11 protein-coding genes and 2 pseudogenes are annotated in these 15,973 nt (G+C 42.2%); 7 read left to right on the top strand and 6 right to left on the bottom strand.

Features of this window, described 5'->3' with window-relative positions:
* Positions 1 to 67: 67 nt before the first annotated feature.
* Complete coding sequence (guaA, locus tag ACH0AB_RS05710; protein WP_406877523.1) at positions 68 to 1,651, bottom strand: glutamine-hydrolyzing GMP synthase; 1,584 nt, start codon at positions 1,649 to 1,651, stop codon at positions 68 to 70.
* A 488-nt stretch (positions 1,652 to 2,139) separates the two neighbouring features.
* On the opposite strand from guaA, the pseudogene ACH0AB_RS05705 reads away from it, so the two are divergent.
* Together ACH0AB_RS05705 and ACH0AB_RS05700 are read left to right on the top strand one after the other, a co-directional pair.
* Positions 2,140 to 2,604, top strand: a pseudogene (locus ACH0AB_RS05705) (hypothetical protein); the annotation flags it as partial.
* A gap of 66 nt (positions 2,605 to 2,670) precedes the next feature.
* Positions 2,671 to 3,033, top strand: a pseudogene (locus ACH0AB_RS05700) (glycine zipper domain-containing protein); the annotation flags it as partial.
* A gap of 540 nt (positions 3,034 to 3,573) precedes the next feature.
* Here the strand turns inward: ACH0AB_RS05700 and ACH0AB_RS05695 are convergent.
* The 5 genes from ACH0AB_RS05695 to dnaA form a co-directional block, all read right to left on the bottom strand.
* Positions 3,574 to 4,164 carry a manganese efflux pump MntP gene (locus tag ACH0AB_RS05695; protein WP_406877522.1) on the bottom strand — a complete coding sequence of 197 codons (591 nt, stop codon included), beginning with the start codon at positions 4,162 to 4,164 and terminating at the stop codon, positions 3,574 to 3,576.
* A gap of 95 nt (positions 4,165 to 4,259) precedes the next feature.
* On the bottom strand, positions 4,260 to 6,752 hold the full coding sequence (gyrB, locus tag ACH0AB_RS05690) for a DNA topoisomerase (ATP-hydrolyzing) subunit B (protein ID WP_406877521.1): 2,493 nt from the start codon (positions 6,750 to 6,752) through the stop codon (positions 4,260 to 4,262).
* Between the two features lie 262 nt (positions 6,753 to 7,014).
* A complete protein-coding gene (gene recF, locus ACH0AB_RS05685; RefSeq protein WP_099833301.1) occupies positions 7,015 to 8,187 on the bottom strand; it encodes a DNA replication/repair protein RecF in 1,173 nt (390 codons plus the stop codon).
* Positions 8,188 to 8,239: 52 nt separating this feature from the next.
* Positions 8,240 to 9,415, bottom strand: coding sequence for a DNA polymerase III subunit beta (dnaN, locus tag ACH0AB_RS05680; RefSeq protein WP_076776923.1), 1,176 nt, complete (start codon positions 9,413 to 9,415; stop codon positions 8,240 to 8,242).
* 103 nt (positions 9,416 to 9,518) lie between these two features.
* A complete protein-coding gene (dnaA, locus tag ACH0AB_RS05675) occupies positions 9,519 to 10,859 on the bottom strand; it encodes a chromosomal replication initiator protein DnaA (protein WP_076776921.1) in 1,341 nt (446 codons plus the stop codon).
* A 501-nt stretch (positions 10,860 to 11,360) separates the two neighbouring features.
* On the opposite strand from dnaA, the gene rpmH reads away from it, so the two are divergent.
* From rpmH to mnmE, 5 genes are all read left to right on the top strand, one after another.
* Positions 11,361 to 11,495 (top strand): 50S ribosomal protein L34, encoded by a 135-nt coding sequence (gene rpmH / locus ACH0AB_RS05670; protein WP_050326012.1) that lies wholly within the window; start codon positions 11,361 to 11,363, stop codon positions 11,493 to 11,495.
* A 227-nt stretch (positions 11,496 to 11,722) separates the two neighbouring features.
* Positions 11,723 to 12,160 carry a ribonuclease P protein component gene (gene rnpA, locus ACH0AB_RS05665; protein ID WP_406877519.1) on the top strand — a complete coding sequence of 146 codons (438 nt, stop codon included), beginning with the start codon at positions 11,723 to 11,725 and terminating at the stop codon, positions 12,158 to 12,160.
* A 63-nt stretch (positions 12,161 to 12,223) separates the two neighbouring features.
* Complete coding sequence (gene yidD / locus ACH0AB_RS05660) at positions 12,224 to 12,523, top strand: membrane protein insertion efficiency factor YidD (RefSeq protein ID WP_406877518.1); 300 nt, start codon at positions 12,224 to 12,226, stop codon at positions 12,521 to 12,523.
* Between the two features lie 181 nt (positions 12,524 to 12,704).
* On the top strand, positions 12,705 to 14,396 hold the full coding sequence (gene yidC, locus ACH0AB_RS05655; protein WP_406877517.1) for a membrane protein insertase YidC: 1,692 nt from the start codon (positions 12,705 to 12,707) through the stop codon (positions 14,394 to 14,396).
* Between the two features lie 160 nt (positions 14,397 to 14,556).
* The gene (mnmE, locus tag ACH0AB_RS05650; protein WP_406877516.1) at positions 14,557 to 15,948 is read left to right on the top strand and encodes a tRNA uridine-5-carboxymethylaminomethyl(34) synthesis GTPase MnmE; all 1,392 of its coding nucleotides are present in this window, start codon (positions 14,557 to 14,559) and stop codon (positions 15,946 to 15,948) included.
* Positions 15,949 to 15,973: the final 25 nt, after the last annotated feature.

Raw genomic sequence — 15,973 nt, 5'->3', positions numbered from 1 at the left:
GTCGTGGGTTAAACCCATAAAAAAGGCGATAATTAATCGCCTTTTTTTATGAGCTTTTTTAGTCGCTTTATTCCCATTCAATGGTCGCTGGTGGCTTACTTGAGATATCGTAGGTCACACGTGATACTTCTTTGATTTCATTCATGATGCGATTGGACACTGTTTCAATCAAATCATACGGCAAATGGGCAAAACGCGCTGTCATAAAGTCGATGGTTTCAACCGCCCGTAACGCAATCACCCACGCATAGCGGCGACCATCACCGACCACGCCCACTGATTTTACCGGTTGGAACACGGCAAACGCTTGTGCGGTTTTATCATACCAACCAGATTTTTCCAACTCTTGCATAAAGATGGCATCGGCTTGACGCAAAATATCGGCATATTCTTTTTTCACTTCACCTAAGATACGCACGCCTAGCCCTGGACCTGGGAAAGGATGACGATAAATCATTTTTTCAGGTAGCCCTAATGTCACACCGAGCTTACGCACCTCATCTTTAAACAAGTCACGTAAGGGTTCAATGAGTTTGAACTGCAAATCGTCTGGCAAGCCACCGACATTGTGGTGAGACTTGATTACATGCGCTTTGCCTTGGTGACTTTTTGCAGATTCAATGACATCGGGGTAAATGGTCCCTTGTGCCAAGAATTGAATACCTTTGCCCTCAGCCGACAGTTCACGTGCGGTATCGGCAAACACATCGATAAAGGTTTTGCCAATGATTTTACGTTTGGCTTCTGGATCGCTAACGCCGGCTAATGCAGTCAAAAAACGTTCCTCAGCATCGACGCGAATGACTTTAACGCCCATGTTTTCAGCAAAGATTTGCATCACTTGGTCACCTTCATGGAGCCGTAACAAACCATTATCAACAAACACACAGGTTAGCTGCTCACCAATCGCTTTGTGAAGCAGTGCGGCTACCACCGAGCTATCTACGCCGCCCGAAAGTCCCAACAATACTTGCTCATCGCCAATTTGTTCTTTTAACTGCGCCACACGCATCTCAATGATATTGTCAGGCGTCCACGCATTGGCACAGCCACAGATTTGGTGCACAAATCGGCTAATCAATGCTTCACCTTGCAGCGTATGGGTCACTTCTGGATGAAACTGCACCCCATAATAATGCTTGCTTTCATTTGCCATCGCAGCAATTGGGCAGCTTGGGGTTCTGGCAGTCACTTCAAAGCCTGCAGGTAACTCAACGACTTTATCGCCATGACTCATCCAAACGTGTAATTTGTTAGGCTCATCTTCAATGCCTTTAAAAAAGCTATCTTGAGCGGTTTTTTCAATGATAGCAGCGCCAAATTCTTGGTGGCTACTGGCTTCAATCTTGCCACCGAAACGGTCTGCCATCGCTTGCATACCATAGCAAATGCCTAGCACAGGCACATTGATATCAAATACGGCGTCATTAATTTTTGGGCTATTTTCTGCATACACGCTTTCTGGACCGCCCGATAAAATAACCCCTTTTGCACCAAAGTCGCGGATACGCTGTGCGTCAATATCGTATGGGTACATTTCACAGAATACCCCTGCTTCACGCACGCGGCGCGCAATCAGTTGACTGTACTGTGAACCATAATCCAATACCAAAATACGGTCTTGTTTGATTGAGTTGTTGGATGTTGACATACAAGCCTCTTTAAATTTAGGTAAATAGCTTAACTGAACCGATGCTAAAAGGTTTCAAAAATTCATGGTTGGTTATTGTATCAATTAATGGCTTTATTTGCTGATTTTTATAGGGTGAAGAATAGCTATATGAATGTTTTAAGTAAAAATTTTTCTTAAAAAATTTCTCTGATAAACAGTCTTTACTTGCGTTTTTTTGTATCTCTTTCACCAATTGATTATCTTTGTTACACAAACATCATCTAATAGGCTTTAGGTTTACCAAACTCTACGAAAAAATTGCTCATACTGCTACAGATTAGACGCAAAAATTTATTATTATGAAACAGTAATAACCGGAAACGGTTTTACGAAAAATTGATTTTAATTGATTTTAATTTAACGTCACGTTTAATCGTTTTTCGACAATAAAAATAACAGCCGTATTAAAAATTTTTTCTAAATACTAGTATGGCTTGGATAAAAAAACTTCAAATGAGGATACAATCATGGTAGATAATATTAATAATTCAGACTTAAACCGCGACCCTATCACTGGTGAACCAGGCTCACATCCAATCGGTACTGCAGTAGGCGGTATGGGTGGTGCTGCTGCAGGTGCAGCTATCGGTGCTATTGGTGGTCCATTAGGTATGTTAATCGGCGGCGCAATTGGTGCAATTGCTGGTGGTGCTGCAGGTCATGCCGCAGGTGAAGCGATTGATCCAACTATCGAAGATACTTATTGGAACGATACCTATTCACAAACAACCTACTATAAAGATGGTTATGATTATACCACTGACTATCAACCAGCTTATGCCGTCGGCTATGCAAACCGCGCAAAATACCCAGCCGGTACCACGTTTGACAGTGTAGAATCGGATCTTGAACGTAGTTGGCATGAAGTAAAAGGTAGTTCACGTCTTGCATGGCAAGATGCCAAAGAAGCGATTCGTGATGGTTGGGATAGAACAGATGCTCGTATTTCTGGTCAGGAATATTCACCACGTTTACGTACAGTGGATGGCTATGCAGAAGGTGAAGAAAAAGGTCATCCTGTTGCTACTGGTACAGGCGCTTTAGGTGGTGCCGCAGCAGGTGCAGCCGTTGGTTCAGTAGCCGGTCCTGTTGGTACCTTAGTGGGTGGTGCTATTGGCGCTGTAGCGGGTAGCGCAGCAGGTCATGAAGTCGGTGAAGCAGTCAACCCTACCACCGCTGAAGATGCTTACGAAAAACCTCATCCAGTTGCCAGTGGTTCTGGAGCACTAGGTGGCGCCGCAGCCGGTGCAGCCGTTGGTTCAGTAGCGGGTCCTGTTGGTACCTTAGTGGGTGGCGCGATTGGCGCTGTAGCCGGCGGTGCAGCAGGTCATGAAGTCGGTGAAGCAGTTAATCCAACTGAAGCAGGTGAACAGCGTAAAGAAGCTAACCCTGTTGCCAGTGGTACAGGTATGGCAGCCGGTGCTGCTACAGGCGCAGCAATTGGTGCAGTAGGTGGTCCCGTAGGTTCAGTGGTGGGTGGTGCAATTGGTGCTGTAGCAGGCGCAGCCACGGGTAACGCTGTAGCAAATACGCTTGAAGGTAATACTGAAGAAGATACCTACTGGCGCAATAACTACAATACGACGACTTACTATAGCCAAGGCTATGATTACGATACTGACTATCGCTCAGCGTATGATTATGGTTACCGTGCACGTCATCATTTTAATACTGCTAATGAGTTTGAAAGTGTTGAAAATGATTTACGCAATGATTGGGAACAATTCAAAGGTAATTCACGTTTGACTTGGGACCAAGCTCGCCTAGCAGCACGTGATGCCTGGTATCGTATTGAACGTTAATCTTTCGATTAAGTTAGCTTAACAATAAAAAAGACTTTCATTAATTTGAAAGTCTTTTTTATTTAAACCATTAAAATCAAAGACAAATAAGCTGGTCTATTAAATTACCATTTTGATGCCAATACCGATTAACACTAGCCCACCAAAAATTTCAGCCTTACTCTTTAGCCACGTGCCTGATTGCTTGCCCATAAATACGCCAATAAAGCTAAAAATCCCTGTTACTATCGCAATTACTGCACAGGATACATAAGGATTGACTGGGATTAAATTTAAGGTAAATCCGGCTGCCATTGCATCAATACTGGTTGCAATCGCTAAAGTAGTCATGGTTTTATGGGTGATAGCGACATTGGCATCATTAGCGATGTCTAAAGCAACATTATGAGGCGTTGTTTCTTGTGATGTGGCATCTTCATCATCGCTAGATAAGGCTTCATACAGCATTTTTCCACCAAGCCCGACTAAAATAATGCACGCGATCCAAGGCGCCCAATTTGCGATAAATCCTAAGATTGAACGTCCACCGAGATAACCAATCAATGGCATTAAGCCTTGAAAGACGCCAAAATATACGCCTGCCATAAGTGCAATTTTGGTCGTATCTTGGCGGTGTTTGGCACCGAGTCCAATCGCCACAGCAAAGGCATCCATCGATAAGGCTATCGCTAGCAGTAATAAAGCAATCATGTGATATCTCTTTTAAAAATTCAAGCTCAAATAAAACCACCTTATTACAACATAAGGTGGTTTCCATTGTATTAAAACACGACTCTAAAATTGGGTTAAATATCTAAGTTAGTCACCGTTAACGCGTTCTCCTCAATAAAGGCACGACGCGGCTCTACATCATCCCCCATCAGACACGAGAACAAATGGTCAGCAGCAATCGCATCTTCAATGGTGACTTTTAGCATATGGCGGTTTTCTGGATCCATCGTGGTTTCCCACAATTGGTCAGCATTCATCTCGCCCAACCCTTTATAACGCTGAATCGCTAAACCACGGCGCGCATCACTCATGATAAATTGCCATAGATAACCCATGTCTTTGATCGGCAGTTTTTTATCACCTTTAGCGATATAAGCGGTATCTGACAACATGTCTTTCCACTGGCTGGTCAAGCGATGCAAACGGCTATACTCACCTGAACCAATAAATGCGGTATCTAACAAGTATGCGTGTGGCAACTGATGGATAAAAATCGTCACGCGCGGTAGATAATAGGTTTTTTGATGATCGCCTTCTTGTTTGCTAAAGGACTCTAATTCAATTTGTGGGTCTAATCCGTCTGCCGTCACTGCTAAATTCTGCGCTAACGCTTCTACCCAATTTCGCATTTGCGCTTCATCTTCAATCATCGGTATGCTAAGCTTGCTGGTGATTGCCAACGCATCCAATACGGCGCTTGGATATTTGATTTGCAAACGGTTTTTGATGGTCTGAGTTTGGTTATAATCATTGAGCAAGGTTTCTAGCGCTTGGCCTGTGACCGCAGGCGTACCTTCACTCAAATGCAACTGGGTATCGTCAATGGTTGACGACAACAAATAGGCCTTTAACGCTTCATCGTCTTTGACATACAATTCTTGACGACCTTTTTTCACTTTGTACAGCGGTGGCTGCGCAATATAAATATGACCACGTTCTAATAGCTCTGGGGTTTGACGGAAAAAGAATGTCAGCAGCAAGGTGCGAATATGTGAACCATCCACGTCCGCATCGGTCATGATGATAATTTTGTGATAGCGTAATTTATCAGGATTGTACTCATCAGGCCCGATGCCTGTACCCAATGCGGTAATCAAGGTACCCACTTCTTGCGACGATAGCATCTTATCAAAACGCGCACGTTCTACGTTTAGAATTTTACCTTTCAGCGGCAAAATCGCCTGCATCTTACGGTTACGCCCTTGTTTGGCAGAACCGCCTGCCGAGTCCCCTTCCACAATGTACAGCTCTGACATCGCAGGGTCTTTTTCTTGGCAATCAGCAAGTTTGCCTGGCAGACCTGCGATATCAAGTGTCGTTTTACGGCGAGTCATTTCACGAGCTTTACGCGCCGCTTCTCGCGCACGGGCGGCATCGATTATTTTACCAGCAATCCCTTTGGCAGCATTGGGATTTTCAAGCAAGTAAGCGCTAAACTTATCGTGCATGGCTGATTCAACCGCGGGTTTGACTTCACTTGATACCAGTTTGTCTTTGGTTTGGCTTGAGAATTTTGGGTCAGGTACTTTGACAGAAATAATCGCGGTTAAACCTTCCCGCGCATCGTCACCTGTTACCGCAACTTTTTCTTTTTTCATCAAGTTTTCGCTATCCATATAGCTATTTAGGCAGCGTGTTAATGCCGAACGAAAACCAGAAAGATGGGTACCGCCATCTTTTTGCGGGATATTGTTGGTAAAGCATAATACTTTTTCGTTGTAGCTATCTGTCCATTGCAATGCCACTTCGACGCTGATACCGTCATTTTCTTCACTGGTAAAATGAAACACCTCATTTAGCCCAGTTTTGCCTGCATTGATGTAATGAACGAACTCAGATAGACCGCCAACGTGTTCAAACTCATGGCGTTTGTCATCGCGCTCATCCGTCAATACGATGCGCACACCCGAGTTTAAAAACGACAATTCGCGTAAACGCTTGGCAAGAATTTCAAAATCAAAAATCGTGCCTGTAAAAATATCATCGCTTGGATAAAAACGCACTTGTGTACCTGTTTGCTGGGTGGCTTCAAGCTGCTCAATAGGGGTTACGGGCTCACCATCGGCATACGTTTGGCTATAGTGGTAGCCATCACGCCAGATATCGAGCACCAGTTTTTTTGATAAGGCATTAACCACTGACACACCAACACCGTGCAAACCACCTGATACTTTATAACTGTTGTCGTCAAATTTACCGCCCGCATGCAGGACCGTCATAATAACCTGCGCGGCTGACACCCCTTCTTCTGGGTGAATATCGACAGGAATACCGCGTCCATTGTCTTTGACGCTGACCGATTCATCTTCGTGGATGATGATGTCAATTTGATCACAGTGACCCGCCAAGGCTTCATCAATGGCGTTATCTACCACTTCAAACACCATATGATGCAAACCTGTGCCATCGTCGGTGTCGCCAATGTACATACCAGGGCGTACACGGACGGCTTCTAAGCCACGAAGTACGCGGATACTGTCAGAACCATAGGCTTTATTTTCTTGATGACTTGATTGGGTAATAGATTGTTGTGTCTGATCGGCTACATTCGCAGATGTATCAGTCATGATGACTCCATAAGTTTTGCATGGCAAAAACGTCAGAACATACTCGATTTTATGGTCAAAATCTTTGATTTTTTTCTTAGTTTTTTGGCGAAAAATAAAGGGTTTATTGTAGCAAATTTTAGGGGAAAAGTCACTGAATATCCCTGCTTATGAGAGGCAAAATAGTGATTTAGCTGAGCTAGAAAAGAGAGGGTTTAAGTTACATCAGTTTGAAAAAATACTTAATCATCTAACCTTAGTCACCTAAAAATGTTATTGGTTTTTATAGGTCGTTTTGAATAGCTTTTGCTTCAAGTGATAATTGTCTAATACTTCCCTGTTCCACGTGAAACAGTTTAACATTATCCTGCCAAATCTTTTGAATACTCTCGACGATATCTTGGGTAAGACTGGTGATAAACAGCTGTGAATTCACTTGTTGTAAGCCAGTTAATAGCAACATAAGCGCGTCATTATCCAATTCCGCTGTGATATCGTCCACCAATACCAAGGGTACTTTATCGACCTGATTGAGTAACGGCAACTGCGATAAGCGAAGTGCCATAACTAATAGTTTTTTTTCACCCCGTGATAGCATATCGGTGGCAAGCAATGTCTGCTTGTGTTTATGCCCTGCTGCATCAGTATGCACTAAATCTAGCACGACATTGATATCAGCCCGATGACATCCCATACGCGTATAGCCAAGCTCAATGTCAGACGCTAAACGATTGGCTAAGGTCGTTGCTAAGCCAACTTCAGTATCAAACCCCGGGGTATACCGCAATCGTAATTTTTCGGCATATTGGGGTAAAAATTTTTGCACTTGCGCCAAAAAATGGGGATGCCATTGTTCAATGATGTCGGCCCTTGCTTGGTGAATTTTTTCTGCATGTTGACTGAGCTGGTAATCCCAAGCGGATAGCTCTTGCTGTTGCAGGCTAGTCAATGAGGCATTACCAAAATTTTGCTTTAATAAGCTATTGCGCTGTTTTAATAGACGCTGATAAGACAGCCAATTGGGATGAAACGATGGTTCCACGTGAAACCCTAACCAATCTAACATTTCACGCCTTGCTTGACTACCGTCTTCTAGTTGGGCAAGGCTCACAGGCTCGAGTAATAGTGTGGGTAGCAGCTGCGCAAGTGGGCTTTGGGTGACAAGCGACTGCCCATTGAGTCGCAATTGCGTGGTAGCGTCTTGGGATTTGGCAATAGCGACGGTTTGCTCATGATTGAGCCTAGCAAAAACCGTCGTATCGCTAAAACCATGCTCAATATAATGCCTCGGTTGATGATGGCGAAAACTTTTGCCGCGCGATAATAAATAGATGCTTTCTAATAGCGACGTTTTCCCGCTGCCATTTTGACCCAAGACCACATTACAACTGCTGGGTTGTAATGCAATCGTGTGAAGATTGCGAAAATGATGAATAGTTAATTCAATAATTTGCATGATTTATCTACTTGACTACTCATCACTAAATTGAAAAAAATATGCCCGCTGACTAAATACGCATTGGCATAACCACAAACTCGTGTTTGCTATCGTTGACTTGCTGTACCAATACCGAAGCATTGGCTTGGCTCATATGAAAGTCAATTTCCCCTTGCAATACATTAAGTACATCTAGCAAATAAGCCACATTGAATGATATTTCTAATGGCTCACCTTGATACTTAACCTCAAGCTGCTCACTCGCTTCATCTTGCTCAGCATTGCTAGCACGCACCATCAAATTGTTATCACCTGAAAAATCAAAAATCACGCCACGCGATTTCTCATTACTCAAAATAGCCACGCGGCGAAGCACATTCGCTAATTGCTCTTGGCTGATACGGGCAAGTTTGTTGGTTGACGACGGCATGACGCGGCGATAATCGGGAAACTTACCATCAATTAAGCGTGCGGTAAAAGCCACCATGATGGCATTTTTTAGCTGACCTGTGCTATCGACTTCCCCAAAGGGTAGTAAGACTTGTAAAAATTCACGACCGACATTGAGGGTGATTTTATTGTCTTGATTCGGTAGCATGCGTTTAAGCTCTGCTAACAAACGCTGTAATTCAAGTACGGCTTTTCTTGGTAAAATTGCAGCAAGAGCCACACTCTCATCACACGCTATCACCGTACGAGCCAATGCCAAGCGGTGACCATCGGTTGATACCGTTGCCAATTGCCGCTCTTTGACTTCAAACAGCATACCGGTAAGATAATAACGCACATCTTGCACCGCCATCGCGAAATGCGTTTTATCCAGCAAATCGACGAGGTCTTCACGGCCCAATTGAATAGGCGTGACTTGCTCGGGCTCACCCAATAGGGGAAAGTCTTGGGCAGGCAAGGTGCTGAGTTTAAAACGACTACTACCGCAGACAATTAAACACTGATTGTCATTAGCGACAGTGATAGAGACCGGTAAGCCGTCTGGCAATAATTTTATGATATCTTTGAATTTGTTGGCAGGAACGGTGATTTCACCTGGTTGTTTGCACGCCGATGCTGGCAAATTAAGGGTGGCTTGTAATTCAAGCTCCAAATCTGACGCTACCATCACCAATTGAGAGTCGGTTAACGCCAATTTCATATTTCCCAAAATCACCATGTTATGGCGTTTGTCAGCGGCTTTTGAAATTAAATTAATCGCTTGTAGTAACAAATCGCGAGAGATTACTAATTGCATGGCACCGCCTCAAATCAAAATGAATGGTTTAACAAATGGAAAAATTACAATCTATTATACGGGGTAATTAACTAAAAATCTTTTTAATCGAGTTAACAAAATACTAAGTCTGTAACATTAATTTTAATGAGCGATAATCCTTGTCAAACATCAAATCGCTGACACAAAGTTCTTGTACTTTCTCACAGGCGTGCATGACCGTGGTATGGTCGCGACCGCCAAATGACTGCCCAATTTCTGTAAAACTGTTATTGGTTAATTCACGGGCTAAACTCATAGCCACCTGACGTGGACGAGCGATATGACGTAAACGCTTTTTACCCATCAGGTCTTTGACCGATATATCATAAAACTCAGCAACGACTTTACGAATATTATCCATACTGACCGCTTGTACACGAATCGCAATCAAATCTTTTAACGCCATTTGTACCAATTCTAAATGGATAGGCTGATTGAGCAGACGGGAAATAGCTAAAACTTTGTTCAGCGCACCTTCCAATTCTCGCACATTGGCGATGATATGCTGAGCGATAAAAATAGCGCACTCTTTTGGCAAAATCACCTCTTGCGCCTTGGATTTTTTTTGCAAAATTTGAATACGGGTTTCTAGCTCTGGCGGCTCTAACGCCACGGCCACCCCCCAAGCTAGACGTGACTTTAAACGCTCGTCAAAATCAGTCAGTGCACTCGGGTGTTTATCGGATGCCAAAATCACCTGTTTATTTTTGCTCATAAAGTCATTGAGCAATAGCAAAAACTGCTCGCTACTTTTTTGCTTGCCGGCAATCACATGAATATCATCAATAATCAACAAATCGGCTTTTTTAATTTTATCTTTGAACTCATCGATTTTTTGTGTTCTTAATGAATGCACCAGCTGGTTGACAAACTTATCGGAAGTAAAGTAATAAAAACTTTTGCCTTGCTTTAAAATCTCATGGGCAATTGCTTGCATCAAATGGGTTTTTCCCAAACCTGTCGCACCATAAATAAACAGCGGATTATTTTTAGATTGACCCAAGTTGTTAGCAGTCTCTCGGCAAATACTATAAGCAATTTGATTGGATTTTGCGGTTACGAATTGGTCAAACGTAAAATGCGGATCGATATACTGAAAGGAGCGTTGCTGCTCAGTTTTTACCAGTGTCACTTTTTGCTCACCAAACTCTTGTTTACTAACGGCGTCGGTGATTGCGTTACCCTTATCAATTTGAATTTGCACCTGAATCGGTAAGGTTGGCTCAAGCTGTTGTAAAATCGTTTGAATTTGACTTAAATGATTTTTTTCAACATAACTGGCAAAGTACTGGTTAGGTACATTGACAACCATCGTGTTATTATGCATCGAGGCGGATAATGGGCGAATCCACATGGTAAAAATATTATCAGGTACTTGATATTTTAATTCGTCAACGCACTTAAGCCATAATGCATCAGCCATAACTTTGCTTTCCTAATCCAAGCATCTTCAAATTTGGTGTAATGTATCATAAAACAGCGATTTTACAAATAAAATTATTGTGGATAACAATGTGGATATAATTGTTGATAAGTAAAAACAGGAAATTACTAACAAGCTATCAACGGTTTATATACATACTTATCAACATGGCAAATATTTGTTTTTTTATGATTTTTAGTTAAATATCCACAGAAATAGACCTGCTTAATAATAATAAATAATACTTATTGAATATATAATAATAAAATAATTTTTTGTGGATAACTTTTGTTGAATGGTATTTGTTATACAAAAATGTTATTTTAAATAAATAAAATAATTGATTGTGTCTGGGATTTAAAGAAAGAAATTAACCAATAATCTTAGTTATCCTTGACCTATTGGTTAAAATTAAGGATAATACTAGATTAACTGTTTTGAAATTTTGTATTTTAACCGCTATCGGTTAAATATCACGTAAATTTAGCCAAGGTGAATCGCATGAAACGCACTTTCCAACCAAGCGTAATCAAACGTAAACGTACTCACGGTTTCCGTGCTCGTATGGCTACTAAGAATGGCCGTCAAGTTTTAGCTCGTCGTCGCGCTAAAGGCCGTCATCGTTTAACGGTGTAATGTCTATTTGTTAACTTGATTTAATGATAATGTTGACATTAAAACAGGTTATAGTAAAAAGCGATATACTTCTTATATCGCTTTTTTTATTGTTATCCTAGAAGTCCGTTGTTTGTAACCTACGCTTAGCGTACTCCCCTACTCTATTATTTCAGCCTATTTTTACCCTATCCATCAAATCTTGATAGCTTTTAATGGTGCTTTGGTATTGATTTGGACTTATCCTCATGACTGTAGACAAACCTTTTAAATTTGATAAATCACAGCGGCTGCTAACGCCCAAAGATTTTAAAGCGATGTCGGGTCGTCATACCAAAACTGGTGAAGATCAGTCACAGCATGTTGTCGTTTTTAAAATTCATCAACCTAATCTGTTGTTATTCGTCAAAGTGGTTTTAGCTGATAGCCAAAGACAAGCTGCAGTAAATCGGCTGGGTCTTGCGATTACTAAAAAGAAAGTCAAACGTGCCCATGAACGAAATCGTATTAAGCGATTAACGCGAGAGTATTTTCGGTTGCATCAGCACCAGCTAAATGCTCAAGTTGATATTTTATTAACTATCAAGCAGTTTTCCGATGATATGCAAAATCAAGCAATTGTCCAGCAATTAGCGATGGGCTTTAACTTAATCAATGATAAGATTGGAAAGTTGAAGCGGAATTAATTTTAGCGGCAATTCGTAATATCTTTACTCCAATGAAGGTAATAAAAAATCTGGGTTTAATCCATGGATAAATTATTAGCAAAATTTTTGCTGTTGATGATTATATTTTATCAGCGTTTGATTAGTCCCTGGTTGGCACCTCGTTGCCGGTTTTATCCAACGTGTTCTAGTTATGGTTTAGAGGCGATAAGATTACATGGCGGGTACCAGGGTGGATTATTAACAGCCAAGCGTATCGCACGTTGTCATCCTTGGGGTGGGCATGGCATTGATTTTGTCCCTAAGCCATTATATCGCTACCGTTATCATTATATTGACACATTGCCGTCTTACTTTTTGGTATATGCTTATCACTATCATTAATTTATTGGGTTGATGAAATTATAAAAACTTGTCGCCAGTCTCAAATAGCGTAATTGAGTCAACTATTTATGGAATATCTTTTTTAACTTTTTTTTAGTAGAATGTCTTCTATTTTTTAATTGTTTTTCCTTTATTAGCAACTAGTGATTTCAAGCAATATCATTAGATAGGATAGCTATATATGCAAAAAATTTTACGGACATTGATTATTATCGCAATGTTAATTACGGGTTATTTGCTGATTCTGGCATGGCGGGATGATTATACCAATGTAAATAAACCCGTGGCGATAACCCCAACAACCACAGCGGTCAGTAGCAATGATGTGCCCGTGGCGGGGGCTTCAAGTACGCCAACGGGCGATATTCCCACGGCAACAGCAACCACGTCAACCCCAACTCCCACTACCCAGCAAACGGGCGCACAGCTCATTAGTGTGATGACGGATAAATACGATATTCGTATTAATCCAGTCGGTGGCGATGTGGTGTACGCCGCGCTTCGAGAGCAGACCCAGACATTAGATAGCAAACAGCCATTTGTACTCCTTGAAGAAGATAGTAATCGCGTATATGTGGCTCAGTCAGGGTTGATTGGCGCCAATGGTATTGATAATAGCAATGGTCGTGCGACTTTTACCGCGCCTAGTAACCAATTTGTCATGCAGCCCAATCAAGCCGAATTGGTCGTTCCTTTAACTTATCAAAAAGATGGTGTAACTATCATCAAATCCTATAAGTTTACCAAAGGTCAATATCCTATCAACGTTAGCTATAACATCACCAATAACGGCACGCAGCCTTGGCAAGGACAAATGTATGCGCAGTTAAAACGTGATAATAGTGAAGACCCGGGTAAAGGTGACAAAGGCGCAATTAGCCTATCGACTTATCTAGGGGGCGCATGGGGTACACCAGAGCAGCCTTATAACAAACTCAAGTTTGGTAATTTCAATGAGGGTTTAAAAGCCAGCAGTGATAAAGGCTGGATTGGCATGGTACAGCACTATTTTGTCACCGCCTGGATGCCAAAGGATTACACAGCAAATTTTTATAGCCGTGAAGCTGGCAAAGATCACATCATCGGGTTTACCAGTAACCCTGTGTCAGTTGCTCCCAACAAACAAGTGACATTAACGTCTGCCTTGTATGCAGGTCCAAAAATTCAAACCAACTTAAAACCTTTGGCAGAGGGGTTAGATAAAACTGTTGATTACGGTATCTTATGGCCGATTTCAAAAGTGCTATTTTGGATTTTGGATAATGTGCATAAAGTATTGGGCAACTGGGGTTGGTCAATTATTGTACTCACTTTATTGGTTAAAATCGCATTGATGCCAATTGCCAATAAAAGCTATCACTCGATGGCAAAAATGCGTGCAGTGGCACCACGATTGCAAGCCTTAAAAGAAGAATATGGTGATGACCGTATGCGTATGTCACAAGAGATGATGCGCATCTACAAAGAAGAGCAAGTCAACCCAATGGCAGGTTGTTTACCTGTATTACTGCAAATGCCGATTTTCTTGGCGTTGTATTGGGTACTGGTGGAATCAGTACAATTACGCCATGCCCCTTGGATTGGTTGGATTCGCGACTTATCATCCATGGATCCATTGTTTATCTTGCCACTGATTATGGGCGCTGCGATGTTTTTTCAGCAGATGCTAAACCCGCAGCCGCAAGATCCTATGCAGGCTCGTGTGATGAAATTTATGCCGATTATTTTCACCGTGTTTATGCTATTTTTCCCAGCGGGTCTAGTGCTTTATTGGACAGTCAACAACTTGTTTAGCATGGCACAGCAATACTTTATCAATAAAAAAGTTGAGCGTGAGCAAGCAGCAAAAGAGGCAGCACGTAACGTGGTTTAAATCTATCGAACCTCAATTTAATACTTTAACCGCCCTTTAAACCGTTGTTTAAAGGGTTTTTTATTGGCAAAAAATAATCATGTTGTAATCAGTGAACGGATGTTAAAATATCAGTATCGAGTCAATGCTGACTACCCAAAATGTTAGATTGTAAAAAACTATGTTAAATAACTCTCAAACAGTGCTTACTTCAACCATTGCCGCCATTGCAACGCCAATGGGTCGTGGCGGGGTTGGTGTGATACGCCTATCAGGTCCAAACAGTTACCAAATTGCCTTGGCGTTAACAGGTCGTCAAGCTTTGAAACCGCGATTTGCCCATTTTTGCCGATTTTATGATAGTGATGATACGGTGATTGATGAGGGGTTGGTGTTGTATTTCCCTGCTCCCCATTCTTTTACAGGTGAAGATGTGATTGAGTTGCAAGGTCACGGTGGTATGATTTTGCAGCAGCAGCTTTTGACCCGTGTGTTTGAATTGGGTGCAAATCAAGCGGTAGCGGGCGAGTTTTCAGCGCGGGCTTTTGATAATGATAAGCTTGATTTGGTACAAGCAGAAGCGATTGCTGATGCCATTGATGCCACCAGTGTGGCTGCCGCAAAAAGTGCCATGCGCTCATTGACCGGCGAGTTTTCACAAAAAATTAATGCGCTGCTTGAGCAGTTAATTCAGCTACGGCTGTATGTTGAAGCCGCTATTGATTTCCCGGATGAAGAAGGTGTTGATTTTTTGGCAGATGAACACATCGCCAAACAATTGCGCCAAGTTTGTGAGCAACTAAACAATGTATTAGCCACTGCCAAACAAGGGCAGCTGCTGCGAGATGGTGTCTCAGTTGTGATTGCCGGGCGACCCAATGCGGGAAAATCTAGCTTGCTCAATCGCTTAGCAGGGCAAGAGCGTGCCATTGTGACCGATATTGCAGGAACAACGCGCGACATCCTACAAGAAACCATTGTGTTAAACGGCCTAACGCTGAATTTGACCGATACTGCTGGGCTGCGCCACACCGATGATATTGTGGAACAGGCGGGCATTGAGCGAGCACGACAAGCCATCACCCAAGCTGATTTACTGCTTATGGTGTATGATGCGCACCGTGAGCATGAGCCATTACGATTAGCGACCGAATTATTTGGTAGCCTGCCCAATGCCAATTCAATATTAATGATTGCCAATAAAATTGATTTATCCGACAATCACCAAAATTTGCCCAAGCAATTTCAATCACAAGATCAAATTTACCACCCCGTCTATGTGTCTTGTAAATATGATACCGGGCTTGAGGAATTGGCCAATCAAATCTGTGATAAAGTCGGTTTTCATCCCCCTGAAAACAGCTTGATTGCACGAACCCGCCATCTTGATGCGCTACGCCGTACCCAAATGGCGCTGCAAGAAGCCGATGAACAACTGCATTTGTTTCATGCCGGTGAATTGGTGGCGGAAAGCCTACGCCAAGCACAGATTAGCCTCAACGAAATCACCGGTGAATTTACCGCCGATGATTTATTGGGTAAGATTTTTGGCAGTTTTTGTATTGGTAAATAAATTAAAAGGTTTAAACTTAGCTAGG

It is taken from the genome of Moraxella sp. 179-F 1C4 NHS (assembly GCF_045370505.1).
GTDB lineage: Bacteria > Pseudomonadota > Gammaproteobacteria > Pseudomonadales > Moraxellaceae > Faucicola > Faucicola tetraodonis.
Note: the sequence above shows the minus strand (reverse complement) of the source record. Positions and strands in the feature narration are given on the sequence as shown.